General features: G+C 34.0%; 17 protein-coding genes. 13 read left to right on the top strand and 4 right to left on the bottom strand.

The window, feature by feature from the left end:
* The first annotated feature begins 331 nt into the window (after positions 1-331).
* From topA to AP058_RS10765, 7 genes are all read left to right on the top strand, one after another.
* Positions 332-2,869: a type I DNA topoisomerase gene (gene topA / locus AP058_RS10795; protein WP_066310392.1), complete on the top strand. Its 2,538-nt coding sequence runs from the start codon at positions 332-334 to the stop codon at positions 2,867-2,869.
* Positions 2,870-2,877: 8 nt separating this feature from the next.
* Positions 2,878-4,026 carry a formimidoylglutamase gene (locus tag AP058_RS10790; RefSeq protein WP_066310389.1) on the top strand — a complete coding sequence of 383 codons (1,149 nt, stop codon included), beginning with the start codon at positions 2,878-2,880 and terminating at the stop codon, positions 4,024-4,026.
* A 259-nt stretch (positions 4,027-4,285) separates the two neighbouring features.
* On the top strand, positions 4,286-5,677 hold the full coding sequence (gldK, locus tag AP058_RS10785; protein ID WP_066310386.1) for a gliding motility lipoprotein GldK: 1,392 nt from the start codon (positions 4,286-4,288) through the stop codon (positions 5,675-5,677).
* Between the two features lie 54 nt (positions 5,678-5,731).
* The gene (gldL, locus tag AP058_RS10780) at positions 5,732-6,379 is read left to right on the top strand and encodes a gliding motility protein GldL (RefSeq protein ID WP_066310382.1); all 648 of its coding nucleotides are present in this window, start codon (positions 5,732-5,734) and stop codon (positions 6,377-6,379) included.
* Between the two features lie 50 nt (positions 6,380-6,429).
* Positions 6,430-7,971, top strand: coding sequence for a gliding motility protein GldM (gldM, locus tag AP058_RS10775; protein ID WP_066310380.1), 1,542 nt, complete (start codon positions 6,430-6,432; stop codon positions 7,969-7,971).
* Positions 7,972-8,015: 44 nt separating this feature from the next.
* The gene (gene gldN / locus AP058_RS10770) at positions 8,016-8,906 is read left to right on the top strand and encodes a gliding motility protein GldN (RefSeq protein WP_066310376.1); all 891 of its coding nucleotides are present in this window, start codon (positions 8,016-8,018) and stop codon (positions 8,904-8,906) included.
* An 81-nt stretch (positions 8,907-8,987) separates the two neighbouring features.
* Positions 8,988-10,037 carry an FAD-binding oxidoreductase gene (locus AP058_RS10765; RefSeq protein WP_066310374.1) on the top strand — a complete coding sequence of 350 codons (1,050 nt, stop codon included), beginning with the start codon at positions 8,988-8,990 and terminating at the stop codon, positions 10,035-10,037.
* Here the strand turns inward: AP058_RS10765 and AP058_RS10760 are convergent, their stop codons facing one another.
* Positions 10,038-10,421 carry a DUF983 domain-containing protein gene (locus AP058_RS10760; RefSeq protein WP_066310371.1) on the bottom strand — a complete coding sequence of 128 codons (384 nt, stop codon included), beginning with the start codon at positions 10,419-10,421 and terminating at the stop codon, positions 10,038-10,040.
* A 65-nt stretch (positions 10,422-10,486) separates the two neighbouring features.
* Here AP058_RS10760 and abc-f point away from each other — a divergent pair, with 65 nt between their 5' ends.
* Positions 10,487-12,397, top strand: coding sequence for a ribosomal protection-like ABC-F family protein (abc-f, locus tag AP058_RS10755; protein WP_066310370.1), 1,911 nt, complete (start codon positions 10,487-10,489; stop codon positions 12,395-12,397).
* A 63-nt stretch (positions 12,398-12,460) separates the two neighbouring features.
* Here the strand turns inward: abc-f and AP058_RS10750 are convergent, their stop codons facing one another.
* Positions 12,461-13,429: an App1 family protein gene (locus AP058_RS10750; RefSeq protein ID WP_066310361.1), complete on the bottom strand. Its 969-nt coding sequence runs from the start codon at positions 13,427-13,429 to the stop codon at positions 12,461-12,463.
* A 66-nt stretch (positions 13,430-13,495) separates the two neighbouring features.
* On the opposite strand from AP058_RS10750, the gene AP058_RS10745 reads away from it, so the two are divergent.
* Positions 13,496-14,365 (top strand): diacylglycerol kinase family protein, encoded by an 870-nt coding sequence (locus AP058_RS10745; RefSeq protein ID WP_066310359.1) that lies wholly within the window; start codon positions 13,496-13,498, stop codon positions 14,363-14,365.
* Here AP058_RS10745 and AP058_RS10740 read toward each other — a convergent pair whose 3' ends face one another.
* Both AP058_RS10740 and AP058_RS10735 read right to left on the bottom strand, forming a co-directional pair.
* Positions 14,366-15,511 carry a peptidogalycan biosysnthesis protein gene (locus tag AP058_RS10740; protein WP_066310357.1) on the bottom strand — a complete coding sequence of 382 codons (1,146 nt, stop codon included), beginning with the start codon at positions 15,509-15,511 and terminating at the stop codon, positions 14,366-14,368.
* A 204-nt stretch (positions 15,512-15,715) separates the two neighbouring features.
* The gene (locus tag AP058_RS10735) at positions 15,716-16,204 is read right to left on the bottom strand and encodes a DUF1761 domain-containing protein (protein WP_066310354.1); all 489 of its coding nucleotides are present in this window, start codon (positions 16,202-16,204) and stop codon (positions 15,716-15,718) included.
* Between the two features lie 172 nt (positions 16,205-16,376).
* On the opposite strand from AP058_RS10735, the gene AP058_RS10730 reads away from it, so the two are divergent.
* The 4 genes from AP058_RS10730 (at position 16,377) to AP058_RS10715 (ending at position 20,226) form a co-directional block, all read left to right on the top strand.
* A complete protein-coding gene (locus tag AP058_RS10730; RefSeq protein WP_066310351.1) occupies positions 16,377-17,234 on the top strand; it encodes a Two component regulator three Y domain protein in 858 nt (285 codons plus the stop codon).
* A 275-nt stretch (positions 17,235-17,509) separates the two neighbouring features.
* Complete coding sequence (locus tag AP058_RS10725) at positions 17,510-17,815, top strand: hypothetical protein (RefSeq protein ID WP_066310349.1); 306 nt, start codon at positions 17,510-17,512, stop codon at positions 17,813-17,815.
* Between the two features lie 136 nt (positions 17,816-17,951).
* A complete protein-coding gene (locus AP058_RS10720; RefSeq protein WP_066310346.1) occupies positions 17,952-19,319 on the top strand; it encodes an NAD-dependent succinate-semialdehyde dehydrogenase in 1,368 nt (455 codons plus the stop codon).
* A 316-nt stretch (positions 19,320-19,635) separates the two neighbouring features.
* Positions 19,636-20,226 (top strand): outer membrane beta-barrel protein, encoded by a 591-nt coding sequence (locus AP058_RS10715; RefSeq protein ID WP_066310343.1) that lies wholly within the window; start codon positions 19,636-19,638, stop codon positions 20,224-20,226.
* Positions 20,227-20,491 lie beyond the last annotated feature (265 nt).

The following is a 20,491-nucleotide window of genomic DNA, read 5'->3' as shown; positions in this document are numbered from 1 at the left end:
CAATTATTTGAATGATTGTGACAAGATGTCAGTGCAAGAATTAACAATGTTTTAGATTTTTTATTTATTAGCTATTTCCTGTTATCCGCTGTATCTTGTGTTGTGTGCAGTGGCACAGAACAAAAGGATGTCGCTGCTACCAGGGCTAAAAATCGTTTTCAAAATAATATTTAATGTAATAATTGGAAATACAACTGCTGATAATCAGCTCTTTTTTAGTTGTATTTCTACCTATATATAGTAGCAAACAAATGGCTATTTTTTTCAAATAAATAAACTAGCACCTTATATTTAAAAAAAACTTCTACTTTTGTCGCAGAAAAATAGAGCAATGGCAAAGAATTTAGTGATAGTGGAGTCCCCTGCAAAGGCGAAAACAATAGAGAAATTTTTAGGAAGTGATTTTCAAGTGGAGTCAAGTTACGGGCATATTGCCGACTTGCCTTCCAAAGAAATTGGTGTAGATGTAGCGAACAACTTCAAACCCAAATATGAAGTATCTCCAGATAAAAAAGCATTAGTAAGTAAGTTAAAAGCCTTAGCTAAAAAAGCCGATATGGTTTGGCTAGCGAGTGATGAGGACCGCGAAGGAGAAGCTATTTCATGGCATCTTGCGGAAGAACTGAAACTAGATATCAAAAAAACAAAACGAATTGTTTTTCATGAAATTACCAAAACGGCTATTTTAAAAGCCATTGATAATCCAAGAGAAATAGACTATAATTTGGTAAATGCGCAGCAAGCTCGCCGTGTATTAGACCGTTTGGTAGGTTACGAACTTTCGCCTGTTTTATGGCGTAAAATAAAAGGTGGTTTGTCTGCCGGTCGTGTACAATCGGTTTCGGTTCGTTTAATTGTAGAAAGAGAACGTGAAATTCAAAACTTTAATGCAATTGCTAGTTATTCTGTTGTAGCTGAATTTAAAAATGAAGATGGAAAATCATTTAAAGCAAAATTGCCTAAAAACTTCAGTACAAAGAAAGAAGCAGATGCTTTTTTAAATCAAAATATTGGAGCTTCGTTTAAAGTATCAGATTTAGAAACCAAACCAACCAAAAAATCTCCAACAGGACCGTTTACAACGTCAACTTTACAACAAGAAGCAGCGCGAAAATTGTATTTGCCAGTGGGAATCACCATGCAGTTAGCGCAACGTTTGTACGAAGCAGGATTGATTACGTACATGAGAACCGATAGTGTTAATCTTTCTAAAGACGCGATGGCCGCTGCCGAAGCTGAAATTATAAAATCATACGGTAAAGAATTTTCAAAACCGAGAACGTTTACGAATAAAAGTAAAGGAGCACAAGAAGCGCACGAAGCCATTCGACCGACTGATATGTCGCGCCACACCGTAAATATTGACCGCGATCAAGCACGTTTGTACGATTTAATTTGGAAACGTACATTGGCTTCTCAAATGAGTGATGCCCAATTAGAGCGCACCAATGTTAAAATTGAAGCAGACAAACACAACGAAATTTTTGCTGCCTCTGGTGAAGTATTACTATTTGAAGGTTTTCTAAAAGTATATTTGGAAGGTCATGATGACGATGAAGAAGAGCAAGAAGGAATGTTGCCTGCGATGAAAGTGAACGAAAAATTAGCGAATACGTTTATTACAGCAACCGAGAGATATTCTAGACCGCCAGCCCGTTATACTGAGGCTTCTTTGGTTAAGAAATTAGAAGAGTTAGGAATTGGACGTCCATCAACTTACGCACCAACTATTTCTACTATTATTAATAGAAATTATGTTGAAAAAGGAACTTTAGAAGGTCAAGAGCGTGCCTATACGCAACTGATCTTGCAAGCAAGCAAAGTGGAGGAAAAGCTATTAAAAGAAAATACAGGATCTGATAAAGGAAAATTAGTTCCAACCGATATTGGTACAATTGTAACCGATTTTTTGGTTAAAAATTTCGGAACTATTTTAGATTATAATTTTACTGCAAAGGTAGAGCAAGATTTTGATGAGATTGCCGAAGGAAATATCGACTGGGCTTTTATGATGAAAGAGTTCTACGATAAATTTCATCCAAATGTTAAAGATGTTGAAGAAAATGCCGAGCGTGAAAGTGGAGAGCGTATTTTAGGAGTACATCCTGAAAGCGGTAAGCAAGTTTCTGTTCGTTTGGGTAAATTCGGACCGATGGCTCAAATTGGGGAAGCAGACGATGAAGAGAAGAAGTTTGCTAGTTTAATGAGCGATCAAAACATTGGAAACATTACGCTTGAGGAAGCTTTAAATTTATTTTTACTGCCTAAATCTTTAGGAGAATACAAAGGAGAAGAAGTGGAAGTTAGTAATGGTCGTTATGGTCCTTATGTGCGTCATGGAAGTGTTTTTATCTCTCTACCGAGAGGAGAAAATCCGTTAGATGTTTCTCAAGAAAGAGCAGAAGAATTAATAGATGAAAAAGCATTAGCAGATGCGCCAATTGCGGTTTATAAAGCAGAACCTGTTCAAAAAGGAACGGGACGTTTCGGACCCTTTATTAAATGGAACGGGATATTTATTAATGTATCTAAGAAATTTGACTTCGATAATTTATCCCAATCAGATATTGAATTCTTGATAGAAGATAAATTACAAAAAAATATTGACAAGGTTCTTCACAATTGGGAAGACGAAGGCATTTTGGTCGAGAAAGCACGTTGGGGACGCTCTGTGATTACCAAAGGCAAAATTAAAATTGAATTAAGTAAAGATGTTGATGCTACAAAATTAACATTGGAAGAAGTTCAAGAAATGATTGCCAAAAAAACACCGGCGAAGAAAACAGCAACCAAAAAAGCACCGGCAGCGAAGAAAGCTCCTGCGGCAAAAAAAGCGACTGTAAAAAAACCAACTGTTAAAAAGAAATAAAGTAGCCAATGGAATTTGATTTTCTAAAACCCGTTGATGTCGCTCTTATGAGCTACGTTAGCTCGTTGTCTTCTCAAGAACTAGGAAGTAAAATTGTTTTTCATACGAATGATCAAGTGCCGGAACTAAGCAAAATTGATCTTGCTATTGTAGGAGTATTAGATAATCGTGGAAATGCTAATGCAAACCTTGTAAATTTAACCGCTATCCGTAAAAAACTGTATGCAATGTTTCCAGGAAATTGGGATGCGTCAATTGCAGATTTAGGTGATATTTTGCCAGGTGAAGCCGTAGAAGACACCTACTTTGCACTTAAGAAAGTGACGAGTAATTTAATAAAAAATAAAATTATTCCTATAGTTATTGGCGGCTCACAAGATTTAACTTATGCTTTATATCGTGCGTACGATGACTTAGAGCAAATGGTGAATGTAGTTGCTGTAGATAATAAATTTGATTTTGGAAAAGAAAACGAGACTATAACCGCAAACTCTTATTTATCCAAAATAATAATTGATCAACCTAATAATTTATTCAATTATTCTAATATAGGGTATCAGACCTATTACAATTCTCAGGAAGAAATTGACCTCATTCAGAAATTATTTTTTGATGCGTATCGTCTGGGAGAAATTTCAAATAATATCGCTTTAGCAGAACCTGTTTTTCGCGATGCTGACTTAGTTAGTATTGATATGAATTCAGTTCAATCTTCTTTTTCTGCTAATATGGTTGCCTTCGAACCGAACGGTTTTGACGGAAAAGAGATATGCGCTTTGGCTCGTTATGCTGGTATTAGTGATAAAGTTTCGTCTCTAGGAATTTTTAATCAGAATAGTTCTACGCCAGAATCTGTAATAATAGCACAAATGATCTGGTACTTTATTGAAGGCTATCATTACCGATCAAAAGAGTATCCTTTCGGTACTCGTACAAATTATATTAAATATATTGTTCCTCTTGAAGGAGAAGAACTCGTGTTTTATAAGAGTGATAAAACAGATCGTTGGTGGATAGAAATTCCGTTTATATCGTCTGACCATAATAAACTCAAGCGAAATACGTTATTACCGTGTTCTTACGACGAGTATTTGAGTGCTTGCAATCAAGAAATCCCCGAGAGGTGGTGGAAAGCACAGCGAAAGAATATCGTTTAATATCGGTTTTATAGCTTTTAATAAGACTACATTTTCGTAACTAAATTATTGTTAATTTAGTAAGAATTAGATGTATCTTAATTAATTTCAATGTCTTATAACGTTTTTTTTAAACAGTTTGTCGAATAAATATTTTTTTTTTATTTTTTTTAACTTTATTTTTGGACTCTCAAATAAAATTTAAGAAAACTTATTGTTTTTAATAAAAATTATAAATACGTTTGCGAACTTAAATAATGAATAGATAATCCAAATTTATATGAAGAAGTTTATTGCATTTGCGGCAATTTTAACACTATTAATTAGCTGTGGTAGATCAAGTGACAAAGGTGAGTTAGTTGGTGTTAAGGGAGGGAAATGGTATCCCGAAAAGCCGTACGGAATGGCACTTGTTCCAGGTGGATCTTACATTATGGGAAAACCTGATGATGATTTGGCAGAAGTAGAAGATGCGCCTACAAAAACAGTTACTGTTCGTGCTTTCTATATGGACGAGACGGAAATCACTAATAGTGAGTATCGTCAGTTTGTTGAATGGGTAAAAGATTCAGTAATGCGCGTTCGTTTGGCTATTTTGGCAGATGAAACAGGTCAAAAGCCAGGTGGAGGTAAAGGTAAAAATGCAGGTAGTATTGGAGACTTTGCTTTTAATGACTCTGAGCCAGAGAAAATGTCAGCTTATGATAAATACATGTACGACAACTATTATAGTGTTGGAACAGCAGACGATCAGTATGCAGGTAGAAAATTAAATCGCAAAGTAAAATTAATCAAAGATACGCAACAATATCCTGACGAATATTATAGTGAAGTGATGGATTCAATGTACTTACCAATAGAAGAATCTTACAATGGATTAAGAACTATTGATGTTAATAAATTGAAGTTCAGATATTCTTGGATGGATATTCAAGCTGCAGCAAAAGCTAAGGTGGGTAAACGTAAAGATTTCGTTAAAACAGAAGAAATTGCTGTGTATCCTGATACTACAGTTTGGATTAAAGATTTCTCTTACTCTTATAATGAACCAATGCACAATGATTACTTCTGGCATAAAGCGTATGGAGAATATCCTGTTGTTGGTGTTAAATGGACACAAGCTAAAGCATTTTGCGCGTGGAGAACATTAAACAAAAACAATTACATCAAATCTAAAAAGAAAGGCCGCGACTTAGTCAATGCATTCCGTTTGCCAACAGAGGCAGAATGGGAGTATGCTGCACGAGGTGGTTTAGAATCTGCTACGTATCCATGGGGAGGTCCTTATGTAAAAAGTGATAGAGGGTGTTTTTTAGCAAACTTCAAACCTAATAGAGGAGATTATGCTGCTGATGATGCATTATATACGGTAGAAGCAAAATCATTTGATCCAAATGGATACAATTTATATAATATGGCTGGTAACGTTGCAGAATGGACTGACTCCTCATATAATCCAAATGCTTACGAATATGTTTCAACAATGAATCCAAACGTATTGGATGCTTCAAACAAACGTAAAGTAGTTCGTGGGGGTTCTTGGAAAGATGTTGCTTACTTTCTTCAAGTAAGTACAAGAGATTTTGAATATGCAGATTCTGCAAGAAGTTTTATTGGTTTTAGAACAGTTCAGGATTACATGGGAACTCAAACTACCGGTACTAAAAAGTAATTGAATAAACATAAATACACCCAAATCTAATTAATCTATTAAAAATTTAAAATTATGGCATTGTTAAGTAAAAAAGTAATGAATTTCGCTTATGGTATGGGAGCGGCAGTAGTAATCATTGGAGCTTTATTCAAAATTACTCACTTTGAAATTGGACCATTAACAGGAACTTTGATGCTTTCTATCGGATTGGTAACTGAGGCTTTAATTTTTGCTCTTTCAGCTTTTGAACCAGTTGATGATGAATTAGACTGGACATTAGTATACCCAGAATTAGCAAACGGTACTAAAATACAAAGAGTTGCTAAAGTAGAAGCACCTGCTGAAGTGCAAGGGATGTTGTCTCAAAAATTAGATGCAATGCTTAAAGATGCTAAAATTGATGGTGAATTGATGGCAAGTTTAGGAAACAGTATCAAAAATTTCGAATCAGCTGCAAAAAATATTGCGCCAGCTGCTGACGGAATCGCTGCTACAAAAAAATACAGTGAAGAATTGTCTATGGCTGCTGCGCAAATGGAGTCATTAAACAGTTTATACAAAGTACAATTAGAAAGTGCTGGTAGAAATGCAGAAGCTAATAAAGAAATTGCTGAAAATGCAGGTAAATTAAAAGAGCAAATGCAATCTATGACAGCTAATATAGCATCTTTAAACAATGTTTACGGTGGTATGTTATCAGCTATGAGCAACAAAGGATAATTAGTTATTTAAACTATTAAATTTTAACAAATAACTAAGTATTAGAAAATATGGCAGGAGGAAAATTAACCCCTAGACAGAAGATGATTAACCTAATGTATTTGGTTTTCATCGCAATGTTGGCAATGAATGTTTCAAAGGAAGTTATATCGGGGTTTGGTTTGTTTAATGAGAAATTTGAATCTTCAAATTCTACATCAAAAGCAAATAATGCATCTTTATTATCGTCTTTAGATTTAAAAGCAGCGGAAGCAAAAGGAGAATTTGAAATGGCAGCAGTTACTGCTCACAAAGTAGAAAAAATTTCAAAAGATTTTTATGACTACATCGCTACTTTAAAAACTCAGTCTATTAAAGGATTCGAAATTGACCCAGAAACGGGCAAACTACCTTACGAATCGATGGACAAAGGTGATAATATCGACGATTGGTTTACTGGAGAAGGATATACGCCTAAAGGTAAAGAAATTGAAGCTAGAATTCAAAAATATAAAGCAGACATGAAAACTGCTTTGGGAACTGATAAAAAATATTCTTTGATCATTTCTGAAATTGAAAAGAAATTTGATGTTTCAGATGTGAAGAATAAAGATGGTGTAAAAGATAAATATCTTTCGTATCACTTTAAAGGTTTTCCTGCGATTGCAAGTGCTGCAAAATTATCTGCTTGGCAGAATGACGTAGAGAAAGCAGAAGCGGATGTTTACAATAGTGCTTTAGGAAAAGCGGCAGTAGCAGCAGCTTCATATAGCAATTATCAAGCAATTGTTGTTTTAGACAAGAATGCTTATTTTCAAGGTGAAAAAGTTACAGGTAAAGTTGTTTTAGGTCGTTATGACGAAAATACTAAACCAACATCTTTCTCTGGACCGGGTCAAATTGTAAACGGACAAGCTGTGATCTCTTTAACTGCAGGTGGAGTTGGAGAACAAGATATTAACGGTCAATTTACTTTCTTAGAAGATGGTAAAAACATACCGTTGAAGTTTGCTGGAAAGTATGTAGTTGTGCCAAGACCTAATTCGGCTACAATCTCTGCTGATAAAATGAATGTAGTATACAGAGGAGTGGTTAACCCTATTTCTGTTTCATTCGCAGGTGTTGATGCTAATAAAATTGTTGCTAGTGCTCCAGGATTATCTGCTGCAGGTTCAGCAGGAAAATATAACATGAGCCCAGGTTCAGGTACAGAAACTACAATTTCAGTTACTGGAACATTACCTAATGGTGAAAAAGTTACGGATAAAAAGACTTTTAGAATTAAAGGTATTCCTAGTCCAACTGGAACTATTAGAGGTGAAATGGGTGTTGTAACAGGACCTAAGTCAAACTTAGAGGTTGCAACTATTGGTGCTAAATTACTTGACTTTGATTTTGAAGTTGGTTTAGATGTTATTGGATTTAATTTTAAAATTGCTGGGCAACCTACAGTTGTAGTTCAAGGTAATAAAATTAATGCACAATGTAAATCAGCTCTTTCTAGAGCAGGTAGAGGTGATCAAGTTACTATTTCTGAAATTAAAACAAAATTAGTTGGTGCAGGTAGTTATTTATTGCCAAGAACTGCTCCAGTTATTTTCGAAATACAATAATACAAGTAGTTTAAACTACGTCAATACCTTATAATGATACCATGATGAATATAAGAAATTTTTTAATTGCTGCTGTTGCTGTAGCTGGAAGTTACACTTCTTTTGCACAGTCAAATTTGCTTAATGCAAAAACACCAGACCAAATTGGTTTAAAAACACCAGCTCAGTTAGACTCTGATAATGATAAACCATTAGTTTATGGTTATGTTCATGATCGTGATGTTCTAATGGGGAAAACGGTTTGGGAAGTGATTGATTTGAATGAAAGAATCAACTTTCCGTTATACTTTCCTGTAGATACGGCCAATATTGGTTCAGACAGACGTTCATTGTATGATGTTTTAGCAAAAGCGATCAAAGGTGGCGAGATAACTGAAGTATATGCTGATAGTTATTTTAATACTAAAAGATCTTTAAAAGACATCCAAGGTTCATTGTCTCGTATTGATACGACAGATGCGGGTAGAGAGCAAATTAATGCTGGTCTACGTTTGTCTGACGAGTATGTTTTACGTACAGATATCACGTCTCAAGATGTGGTACAGTACAAAATAAAAGGATATTGGTATTTTGATAAACGTCAAAGTGAATTGAAGTATCGTTTACTTGGAATTTGTCCTGTTGCACCAGACGTGTATACAATCAATAGTGATGAAAAAGATTATGTAGAGATGTTTTGGATCTTTTTTCCAGACGCAAGAGAGGTATTGCATAAAGCGAAAGCCTTTAATGATAAAAACTCAGCATTACCAATTTCATTCGATCAGATCTTGAATTCAAGACGTTTCAATAGTGTTATTTACAAAGAGGAAAATGTATATGGTGATAGAGAAATTCAAGAATACATGCAAGACAATGCGCAAAACCAATTACTGGAAGCGGAACGTATCAAAGAAAAAATCAGAAACTTTGAGTCTGATATGTGGAACTATTAATTTAGTTTTATAATTATAACGAAAAACTCTTACTGTAATGGTAAGAGTTTTTTGCTTTACTATATTGTTTAATTTTGCAGCATGATAGATTATTTAATTGTTGGTTCTGGTTTAGCTGGTATCTCATTCGCAGAAGAAGCATTGGCACATCAAAAGTCAATTCTTGTTATTGATGATAGTTCTCAAAATTCTTCAAAAATTGCTGGAGGATTTTACAACCCTGTTATTTTAAAGCGCTTTAGCGAAGTATGGCAAGCCAAACGGCAATTGGAAGTAATGGAGGAATTTTACATCAAACTCGAGAAGAAGCTCGACATTGTTTTTAATCGCAAGATGCCAATTTTAAGAAAATTTTTTTCGATAGAAGAACAAAACAATTGGTTCGCTGCTTCTGATAAAATTTCTTTAGAACCCTTTTTATCTACGAAATTAATTACTACAAAGTATGATGGAATAGATTCTCCTCACGATTATGGGGAAGTGCTGCATACGGGTTATGTGGATACTTCAAAATTACTAGAAGCGTATCATTCGTATTTAAGATCTATCGATTCTTTTCTAGAAGATCGTTTTGAATATGATGTGTTAGAGATAAACTCAAATTCGGTGCAGTATAAAAATATCGAAGCCAAGCACGTACTGTTTGCGGAAGGTTTTGGTCTAGCATCAAATCCCTTTTTTAGCGACTTGCCTTTAGATGGAACAAAAGGAGAACTTTTTATTATTAAGGCACCCAATCTTAATCTTGATGTTATCGTCAATACAAGCGTGTTTATCTTGCCGCTAGGAGATGATTTGTTTAAAGTGGGAGCTACTTATAATTGGAGTGATAAAACCGATGTGCCAACTCCGGAAGGAAAAATAGAATTGGTAGATAGGATCAAAGAAATTATAAACTGTGATTTCGAAATAATGGATCATTTTGCGGGTGTTCGTCCTACAGTAAAAGATAGAAGACCGTTATTGGGGACACATCATACCTATAAACAGCTGCACATTCTTAATGGATTAGGAACGCGAGGTGTAATGTTAGGTCCAGCAATGGCAAAAGATTTATTTAACTTTATTGAAAATAATGAAGCTCTAGATCCTGTCATAGATATTTATCGCTTTTATAAAAAGAGAAAATAATTACTCGGTCGCCGTTTTGGGATCGTAAGAAACAAACATATTAATATAGATGTTTCGTGCCAAACGCAAAACAAAAGGTTGCAATACAAGCGAAGTGACGATAATTGCTGTAAAAGATTGCCCCAAAGAAGCGTTCAAGAAAACTGCAGAAATAATAAAAGTTGCAATTCCGATCGCGACATTCAAGCCATAACTAACATACATCGCTCCATAAAAGAAAGACGGTTCTATTTGGTATTTTAAATTACAATAGCTGCATTTTTCATTCATATCCAGAACTTTACTCAAGTTTAATGGATTTTTGACTTTATACATGCTCTCATTTTGACATTTTGGACAAGTTCCTGTTAAAATGCTATTTAGTTTGGATCCTTTTTTTAACATTTGCAAAAAATTTTAGCAAAGGTAACCTTTTTTGAGGTTTTGCCGATGTAACATTAAATACAATTATGCTCAATATACACAATTTGTCAGTCTCGTTCGGCGGGACTTATTTATTTGAAGAAGTAACTTTTCGTTTAGGTGCTGGAGACCGAGTTGGTCTTGTCGGAAAAAATGGTGCAGGAAAATCAACAATGTTGAAAATGTTAGCCAGAGATTTTGCTCCAGACTCTGGAGTAATTTCGCAAGAGAAAGATATTCGAATGGGATTTTTACGTCAAGATATTGATTTCGAACGCGGAAGAACCGTTTTGGAAGAAGCGTACGAAGCTTTTGTTGAGATTAAAATTGTAGAAAAAAAATTAGAAGAGATTAATCACTTATTAGTAACGCGTACTGATTATGAAAGTGAAGAGTATAGTAAAATAATCGAAGATTTATCTGATTACACGCATCGTTTTGACTTATTAGGTGGTTATAATTATGTGGGTGATACTGAGAAAATTTTGTTAGGATTGGGTTTTAAACGTGATGTTTTTAACAACCAAACCGAAACCTTTTCGGGAGGTTGGAGAATGCGAATCGAGTTGGCAAAATTACTATTACAAAACAATGATGTTTTGCTTCTGGATGAGCCAACGAATCACTTGGATATCGAAAGTATCATTTGGTTGGAGAGTTTTTTGCGCAATTATCCTGGTGTGGTAGTTATTGTTTCGCACGATAAAATGTTCTTGGATAATGTAACCAACAGAACGATTGAGATTTCTTTAGGAAAAGCATACGATTTTAATAAGCCGTACTCGCAATATTTAGAGTTGCGTCATGAAATTCGCGAAAAGCAATTGGCAACTCAAAAAAATCAGGCCAAAAAAATTGAAGAAACAGAGAAGCTAATCGAAAAATTTAGAGCGAAGGCTTCAAAAGCGTCGATGGCACAATCTTTAATTAAGAAGCTAGATAAAGTTGAACGTATCGAAGTAGACGAAGATGACAATTCAGTAATGAATATCTCTTTTCCTGTTTCAAAAGAGCCCGGTAAAGTAGTTGTTGAAGCCGAGAACGTAACCAAAGCGTATGGTGATAAAATTATTTTAAAAGATATAGATTTATTAGTAGAAAGAGGAAGCAAAATTGCCTTTGTGGGGCAAAATGGTCAAGGTAAATCAACTTTCATAAAAGCGATTGTGAATGAGTTTGAATACGACGGAACGATCAAATTAGGGCACAATGTACAGTTGGGTTATTTTGCACAAAACCAAGCCGAATATTTAGATGGCGAAATTACTTTGCTGCAAACGATGGAAGATGCGGCTACAGACACGAATCGTGCTAAAGTTCGTGATATGTTAGGGTCGTTTTTATTTCGCGGTGATGATGTGGACAAGAAGGTTAAAGTACTATCTGGAGGAGAAAGAAACCGTCTAGCACTTTGCAAATTATTATTGCAACCCATTAACGTGTTGTTGATGGATGAGCCGACAAATCACTTGGACATTAAGTCTAAAAATGTATTAAAAGCGGCATTGCAAAAGTTTGGTGGAACGTTATTATTGGTTTCCCACGATAGAGATTTTTTACAAGGAATGTCTAATTTGGTTTATGAATTTAAAGATCAGAAAATAAAGCAGTACTTAGGTGATATTAACTACTTTTTAGAACAACGCAATTTAGAAAATATGCGTGAAGTGGAGAAAAAAGATATCATAAAAGCAGCTGCTCCCAAAGAAAGTAATAAAGTTTCTTACGAAGATCAAAAGAAAAGTAAGTCGTTGAACAATCGTTTAAGTAAAATTGAAAGTCAAATCAAACAATTGGAAAAAGACATTCAACAAAATGATAAAATGTTAGCGTCTAATTACGACAAACATATCGAAGATGCTTCTTTTTTCACAGCTTACAATAAAAAGAAAGCCGATTTGGATCAGTTATTATTGGATTGGGAAGTAGTACAAGAAGAAATTGAGACTATGAGTTAGGTTCAGTTTTTTAGAGATGATAAAAAGAGTTTCAGAATCAATACTTGATTTTTAAACTCTTTTTTATTGAATAATTCCGATTTTTTTTGAGTGAGCGATAGCTTCACTACTGTGTTTAAAGTAGCAAACTTCGACAGCCAAACTAGACAAATTATCTAAAACAGCGGTTACTTGTGCTTTAGGTCTGCGACCGGTTTGTCTAATGTAAACCGCTTTAACCGTTATTGGAAATATTTTACAAATGTTTTCATATAAATAGGGATCTTTTTGTGAATCATCTCCAAGTAAAACATATTTTAAATTGGGATAAAACTCTAAAACGTGTTTTATTTTATCAAATTTATGATTGTGGTCGCCTCGACCACTTTTAAAAAAATCAAACAAACCTGTTTTAATATTCTTGAGTAATATAACCGCTCTAGGAAGCTGGTGAATTTTGGTAAATTTGGTAATAAAATAATACAAATTCCATTCACTGCTCGAAATGTAGAAAAAGGCATTTTTCTCCGACTTATTATTTCTACCAGCGGTACTTAAAGCTTGGTAATGCGGCACAACATCTTCAAAAATCTTTCTTTTGTTGACGTTTTTAAATAGTAAAATATATATTTTTTTTAGAATTTTCTTTGTGTGGGAAACCAAAAACGTGTCATCGATGTCTGATATTATTCCTAGATTTCCATCATGCGGACGAATGTAAGTCCCTTTGCAAGTATACATTTTATCCTGATAATTATGACTTACATGGTAATTTTGCCAACCAAAATCATTGGGTGTTTTTAAAGGAATGCAAAACTTAAAGTAACCGTCTTCCAGTGTTTTAGTGTGAATTATTTCATTTCCATAATGCAAATAAACGTCATAATTACCAATCGTTTTTATCTTAAATAAATTGATTACAGAACGGGCGTTTTTTAAACTTTTTTTCTCAAAATTATAATCACTTCTAGTTGTTGGTCGTAGGATATGACCCATAACAATCAGTTCATTTTCGTTAGCATAACCGCGGTATAATTTTAAAATTGGAACCATAAAAGTTGTATATTTATTTGCGAAAAGCAATCGAATTTAAGTAGTAATTATAGTAAAGATAAAATTTTGAAGAATAATATCCTATTTGTTGTAAATCCAATTTCGGGTGGTTTGGATAAAAAAGGATTAACCGACTTAGTTCAGATGTATTCGATTAATATTGGTGTTACAGTTTTAGTGTATGAAACAACTGGCTCAAATGATACTGCACACATCAGAGAAATTTGTCTAAAAGAAAACTTTGAGCGCGTTATCGTTGCAGGTGGTGACGGAACTATCAAAATGGTTGTTGAGGCACTAGAGGACATTGACATTGTGTTAGGAATATTGCCTGCAGGCTCGGCAAATGGTTTGGCCACAGATCTTAATTTGCCAAAAACGATTGAAGAGAATATGTGTATTGCCTTTCATAATCCGTACATGAAAATGGACGTGATTACCATAAACGAAAAATACAGTTTGCATTTGAGCGACTTAGGACTCAATGCCGATTTGATAAAAAATTACGAAGAGAATAGTTTACGTGGTTTTTGGGGATATGCCGCCCAAGCCTACACCACGTTAAGAGAATCTGAAGATGCTTTTGAAGCTACAATTATTGCCAATGAAACAACTATTATTGTGAAAGCCAAAATGATTGTAATTGCTAATTCTCAAAAATATGGAACAGGAGTTGTGATCAATCCGATGGGAGTAATGAACGATGGAAAGTTTGAATTGGTTATTCTTAAAAATCTAGATTTGCTCGTTTTAGGAAAAATTTTAAACGGCAATATTCCAATTGATTCCGAAGATATCGTCATTGTTTCCACAGACAAAGCCGTTATAAAAACAAATTCTCCAGTAAGTTTTCAAATTGACGGGGAATATTGTGGGAAACAAACCGAGCTTGACATTGGCATTTTAAAGGAACACATGAAAGTTGCTATTCCGTAATTATTGAAAAGGATTACGCTCCTGCCATTCTGTTTTTGGTTCAAAGTATCCAAAGAATTTCGGCATCTTTGACTGTAAAATATTATTCTTGTGTGTGATCAATCCAAACATAGGAACAGGCTTCGCACCGACAGAGCTCTTAATCTCTAAAGCTGTTCGAGCAAAAATTATTTCTTTAAACCCTTTTTTGATCGAATAAGAGATCATGTCATACAGCATGTTTAAATACAGCATTTTTTCTCGTTGTAATTTTTCTTCATAACCTAAAAAATAGGTATCCATTGCGGTTCCATTTTTTATTAAAGTATTAAATCCTATCAATTTCTCGTCCAAAAAATAACCATAAAAAAGAAAGTCATCTTGTAGAATTTCTTTGAAAATGCTAAAATGATTTTTGGCGAGAAAAAAAGTATTGAAAGGAGCGTTTTTCGCAACATGAAAATACAACGCGTAAATGTTGTCTTCCAAAGCAATGATTTCAGCTAAATTTAGCTTCCGCTTTTCTATGCCAATTGCTTTTTTGCGCGCACGCTTGTATTGATCCCTGTATTTTTTGCTTAAGGCAGCTATATAATCGTTTTCACTTTTCCAGTCATCTCGGATGTCAAACACCATATTGGGTTGTGTTGAAAAAACATACGCAGATTTAAATTCACTTTGTAAATCAATTACTTCAGTTTTTTCAAAATCTTTAATGGTGGTAATATGGACTGTTTTTCCTTTGGATTTTATAATGGCTTTTATGGCAATAATCGAGTCGTGCAATACTTTAAAAATGGCTTTTTTGTTGCTTCGTTCTTTATAAACAAAAGCATTTTGACCGGTAAGCATGTTGTTGCCTACAAACAAAACGTGCGAGGCAAATTTTTTGAAAGCAAAGGTGCGAATGCTGGATTTCAGGCATTTATCTCGATCTCCGTAGGAAGTTAATAAATCAGAATTTAAAAATTGAGACAAGGCACATCCTACTAACTCATCATCTTCAAAAATTCCAATAAAAAAACAAGTCATGTTTAATGGAGCAGATCTTTCTAAAACCCTTAGGTATTTTGAAGATAAAAATATATTCGAATGCGCAATTTCATCCCAAGTAGCGGGTAGATTTTTTGTTTCAGAATAGATAGTAAAAGTAAAAATTTGACTCAATTTTAATTTTTTTCAAAAGTAATCAAATCTAACTGGTTTTGTAAAAGGAGCACTGTTAAACACAGTATTTATTTTACAAATATAAATCTTTGACTGCTCTATAGTTGTTAAGGTAGCATTGTCAAAAATAAAAATCTAATAAATCGCTCATCGATCTAATTTGCTATTGGTGAAATTATAAGTGCGCTTGACTTAAAAATTTATTTAGACCCAACCACAAATAATAGCTCCCATTATGGTTAAGGTAACAGTCCAAAAACCAGCATGAATAAAAATGTATTTCCATGATTTTCGTTCTAACAAACCATTTATTGCAACTACGGGAAAAGCAAAGAATAAACCAGAACCAAATCCGTGCAAAGCGCCGTGTTTAAAAGTTCTAAATGCACCGCCATAATCGGCCATAAATGCAGCATACGATGGCAGTGTACTATCTAACGCTGTAACACAGCCAACCATTGCAAGGGCTCCAGTTTGATGAACGGTCAATGAAAGTAGCGTAATGCTAATCATTAAAGCAAAAATATAGGTAAATGCAAATATTTTCAGCATGTTTCCCGTCTTAAGGTCTTCTTTCGTAAGTCCGCTTTCACGCATCCAGATTGTACCAAATACTTTAGGATTGTACCAAACGAAACCTATAAGTACGACAAATAATGCTGATACAGGAAAGGCTAGTAAATTGGTTTCCATTGCAATTAAGTTTTAAGTTAGTTTTTTCAAATGTACTAAAAATAAGTATTTGTTAATGGCATTGCTTTCTTGTTAAATATAGTCTCGCTATTAATTTTCGAACATTTTATCGATAAAACTTGCAGTTAGTCGATAAAATAAATACATTAGGAGTCAATAAATACCACTTGTCATGAAAAAATTGGCTACCCTCGTCTTAACATTAATTTCGTCGTTTTCTGCTATGGCAGATGGTATTTCTGACAAAGAAAAAGAAGCTTTACTTAGGCTATATAACGCCACTGATGGCTCAAACTGGATCAATAAATGGGATCTATCGAAAGCTGAGACAACTTGGTATGGCGTTCGTATTGAAAACCGAAAAGTAGTTGCTATTGAACTGCCTGATAATAATTTGAGCGGAGTCTTGCCAAATGAAATGGCCGATTTAGTTTACCTTCAAATTATTAATTTGCACAAAAATAATATTCAAGGAATTATTCCAGAAGTTATAGCAAGCTTGACTGATTTACAGGTTTTAGATTTATCTTTCAATAAACTATCTGGTGCAATTCCAAATTCGATTTGTAATTTATCCAATCTTAGAGATTTATCTCTTTTTATGAACCGTATTTCGGGTAAACTTCCAGAAAGCATAGGACTTTTACAAAAATTAGAAGTGCTATCTTTGTTTAACAACGAAATAGTAGGAGAGTTGCCTTTATCATTCTATGATACTACAACTTTGAAAGTAGTGTTATTAAGCAGCAATAAATTATCAGGAACATTAAAGAGTGCGATCAAGAATCTGGCAAATTTAGAGAATTTGAGTCTTTTTGATAATGTGCTGACTGGAAGGATTCCGTCAGAATTAGAAAATTTAATGCATCTAAAAGAAATGAATTTATCTTACAACAGATTTAGTGGTTATGTTTCTAAACGATTAATTGCAAAAGACCTATTGAATTTAACAATGTTAGACGACAATGGATCGATTGTTTTATTAGATTTAAATGCAATTCCAAACGATTTTATCGTTTCAAAAAATTAATCACTTATTTTATGAGTTTAGTGTTGATTGAGTTGAGAAGGCAATCGATGCAGTAATAAACATTTATAAAAAAACTGATTATATATATTTAGTTAATTATCAAAACCGCAAATTACAATTTTGCGGTTTTTTTTATAAATGATTTATAGAGATCAATTTTGAGCGCTGTAATGTGGTATTTCATATTGTTTTATGTAAATTAGTGTGATATATTTACCAAAAAAATTTTGTGTTTTTTGGAATGAAAATAGAATGTTTCATTAAAATTTTTAACTATGATTATACAGTATCAAGGAAGTCAAATGGGTAAGGCAACTACATTTACATTAAAAATAATTGGTAATAATTTATCTAAATCCAGCTCAAATTATCAAATTGAGTTGTTGGTCGGGGATAAAAAAATTCCAACCATGACATCTGAAATTCATCAAAGTTTATCCAACTGTTTAAAAGAAATTTATTTGTTTAGAAAACACAACGGAATTGTATTTGATGAATCTACTGAGGTAATTGCTCCTAAATTGGTACCCTACGATTTAATACTGTACAAGTATCAAAAGCACGCTTTGTTTCGACTATAAAAAATAATTTTAAAAGAAAAAGCCATTCGTGAGAATGGCTTTTTTTCATTCTACAAAGTATTTTTTGTAACTTTAGTCGAAGAGCTTTTTTGAAATAACGATTTCAAAAGTATAATCGGTTATAAAAGATACAATTATGTCAACTGCAATAAGTATAAATCCCGCGAGCGGAGAAAAGATAGGCGAATATAAAAGAATTACGCTGAACGAAGCTAAACAAAAAATAGATGAAGCGAACAAATCATTTAACTCTTGGAAAAGAACAAGCTTTGAGGAACGTGCTGTCTTACTACACAAATTAGCTGATGTTTTTGATAGTGATAAAGAAGTTTACGCACAATTGGCTACTCAAGAAATGGGAAAAACCATTGGTCAAGCGCGTAAAGAAGTAGAAAAATGCGCTGTAATCTGTCGCTACTATGCTGATAACGGAGCAAAATTATTGGCAGAGGAAAAGGTAGAAACTGAAGCACATAAAAGTTATGTTACTTTTCAACCAATTGGAGTAATTTTAGCAGTAATGCCTTGGAATTTTCCTTTTTATCAAGTAATTCGATTCGCCGCTCCTTCTTTAATGGCAGGAAATGTAGGCGTTTTAAAACACGCATCCAATGTTCAAGGTGTTGCTTTTGCAATCGAAGAGGCGTTTATAAAAGCTGGATTTCCTGTTGGAAGCTTTACAAATTTAAATGTAAGTTCAGATGAAATAGAAGGCATCATTGAAGAGGATAATATTAAGGCAGTAACCTTGACAGGAAGCGAGTCAGCAGGGCGTTCAGTTGCTTCCATTGCTGGGAAAAATTTAAAGAAAGCCGTTTTAGAATTAGGAGGGAGCGATGCTTATGTAGTTTTAGAAGATGTTGATTTAGATAAAGCGACTGAATTAGCGACCTTTGGGAGATTACAGAATAACGGCCAAACGTGTATAGCCGCTAAACGTTTTGTAGTCTTAGCGGAAATTTACGATGACTTTTTAGACATGTTGGCTAAGAAAATGAAAGCTGCTAAAATGGGAATTCCAACTGATGAAGATACCTATTATGGTCCTTTGGCAAGAGCCGATTTACGAGATGAGTTGCACAAACAAGTTTCAAAATCAATAGCCGAAGGAGCACGTTTGCTTATAGGAGGAACTGTTCCTGAAGGGAAAGGAGCGTATTACCCTGCAACTATTTTAGCGGATCTAAAGCCAGGGATGGAAGCTTTTGATCAAGAGCTTTTTGGACCAGTAGCTTCTGTTATAAAAGCTAAAGATGAGAAAGAAGCTATTGAATTGGCTAATAATTCTACCTTCGGATTGGGATCGGGAGTACTGACTAGCGATAGAGAAAGAGGAGAAAAAATAGCATTGCAATTAGAATCTGGCAGCAGTTTTGTCAACAAACTAGTAGTTTCTGATCCTAGGTTGCCTTTTGGGGGAGTTAAAAATAGTGGCTTTGGTCGTGAGCTTTCTGGTTACGGGATAAAAGAATTTGTCAACATCAAAACCATTTGGGTAGACTGATAGTTGTTCTTAAAAGTAATAATTATTGTAATAAAAACACTTGCAACAAATTTTGGGCAAGTGTTTTTTTATGCGTTCTGCACTTTTTAAAATAAGAGTTTGTAAAAAAATTAAGTAGTGTTAAAATAGAAGTAGACAACGTTTTAAAAAGTGTTGAGTCCAAATTTAAATAAGTTGGCAACTGCCTTATTTCAAATAGATTGTGTTTGTTTAATTTAAAAAGTAGTGTTAAAAATAAATTAAATTCTTACTAATTTATTTTATTTAAATTAACGAAATTATAGTATGTTTGCCGCTCAAAATAAATTTAAAATTTATGAAAAAAATTATTTTAGCAGCTATTGCTGTATTTAGTTTTGCAAATGGGCATGCTCAAAAAGAAGGTAAATTTAGAGTTGGTTTAGATTTGGGATATACGGTGCCTTCTAATGGCGGAGGCGGAATTTTAGTTTCTCTTGAACCAAAGTACAATATAAATGATAATATGAATGTTGGATTGCGAATTGGAGCAGCTGCAATGATTCGGGATTTAAATACAGATGGAGAGTATACAACTGTAAAGGTTTCAGCTAATGGATCTTATGTAGGAACTTACGATTACTATTTTAATAATTCAGGTAAGTCATTTGTGCCCTATCTAGGAGGAGGACTTGGCTTTTATTCAATTGCTAACGTTGAGTTTGATGATGCTAATTCTGATGATGCTGCGCTAGATGCTACTGGTAAATTAGGCGGATTAATTAGAGGCGGATTTGAATGGGGAAAGTTTCGAATGGGACTTGAGTATAATCTGGTTCCGAAATCTACTTTGCAAAATATGTATGGTGCAGAAGTAGGTACGGTTACAAATAGTTACCTAGGTATCCATCTAGGATTTTATGTTGGTGGAGGAAAATGGGGTAAATAATTTCAGATTTTTTTAATTGTTCCTTATTAATAATACGATAGCGCAGACGTCTTTTGACTTTGCGCTTTTTTTATGCTATTACTAATTAATACTTGACAATTTGTGCTCAACTCAACGGATATTACCTTCAAATGCTTCATCGATTGTAGAATCTACCGATATTATAATTGATCATGCTAAAGCATTGCAGTATAAAAGAAAACTTCAATTTCTAAGCCTTTCTTAATTCCAGGAGATCTCTGAAGCGCTAAAAACTTTGGTAATA

It is taken from the genome of Flavobacterium sp. TAB 87 (assembly GCF_001529295.1).
Taxonomy (GTDB): Bacteria; Bacteroidota; Bacteroidia; order Flavobacteriales; family Flavobacteriaceae; genus Flavobacterium.
This window is presented reverse-complemented; position numbering and strand designations above follow the sequence as displayed.

Coding starts and splice junctions, on each gene's coding strand:
- topA (WP_066310392.1), top strand. CDS start 332: ATGGCAAAGAATTTAGTGATAGTGGAGTCCCCTGCAAAGGCGAAAACA.
- AP058_RS10790 (WP_066310389.1), top strand. CDS start 2,878: ATGGAATTTGATTTTCTAAAACCCGTTGATGTCGCTCTTATGAGCTAC.
- gldK (WP_066310386.1), top strand. CDS start 4,286: ATGAAGAAGTTTATTGCATTTGCGGCAATTTTAACACTATTAATTAGC.
- gldL (WP_066310382.1), top strand. CDS start 5,732: ATGGCATTGTTAAGTAAAAAAGTAATGAATTTCGCTTATGGTATGGGA.
- gldM (WP_066310380.1), top strand. CDS start 6,430: ATGGCAGGAGGAAAATTAACCCCTAGACAGAAGATGATTAACCTAATG.
- gldN (WP_066310376.1), top strand. CDS start 8,016: ATGAATATAAGAAATTTTTTAATTGCTGCTGTTGCTGTAGCTGGAAGT.
- AP058_RS10765 (WP_066310374.1), top strand. CDS start 8,988: ATGATAGATTATTTAATTGTTGGTTCTGGTTTAGCTGGTATCTCATTC.
- AP058_RS10760 (WP_066310371.1), bottom strand. CDS start 10,421: ATGTTAAAAAAAGGATCCAAACTAAATAGCATTTTAACAGGAACTTGT.
- abc-f (WP_066310370.1), top strand. CDS start 10,487: ATGCTCAATATACACAATTTGTCAGTCTCGTTCGGCGGGACTTATTTA.
- AP058_RS10750 (WP_066310361.1), bottom strand. CDS start 13,429: ATGGTTCCAATTTTAAAATTATACCGCGGTTATGCTAACGAAAATGAA.
- AP058_RS10735 (WP_066310354.1), bottom strand. CDS start 16,204: ATGGAAACCAATTTACTAGCCTTTCCTGTATCAGCATTATTTGTCGTA.
- AP058_RS10730 (WP_066310351.1), top strand. CDS start 16,377: ATGAAAAAATTGGCTACCCTCGTCTTAACATTAATTTCGTCGTTTTCT.
- AP058_RS10725 (WP_066310349.1), top strand. CDS start 17,510: ATGATTATACAGTATCAAGGAAGTCAAATGGGTAAGGCAACTACATTT.
- AP058_RS10720 (WP_066310346.1), top strand. CDS start 17,952: ATGTCAACTGCAATAAGTATAAATCCCGCGAGCGGAGAAAAGATAGGC.
- AP058_RS10715 (WP_066310343.1), top strand. CDS start 19,636: ATGAAAAAAATTATTTTAGCAGCTATTGCTGTATTTAGTTTTGCAAAT.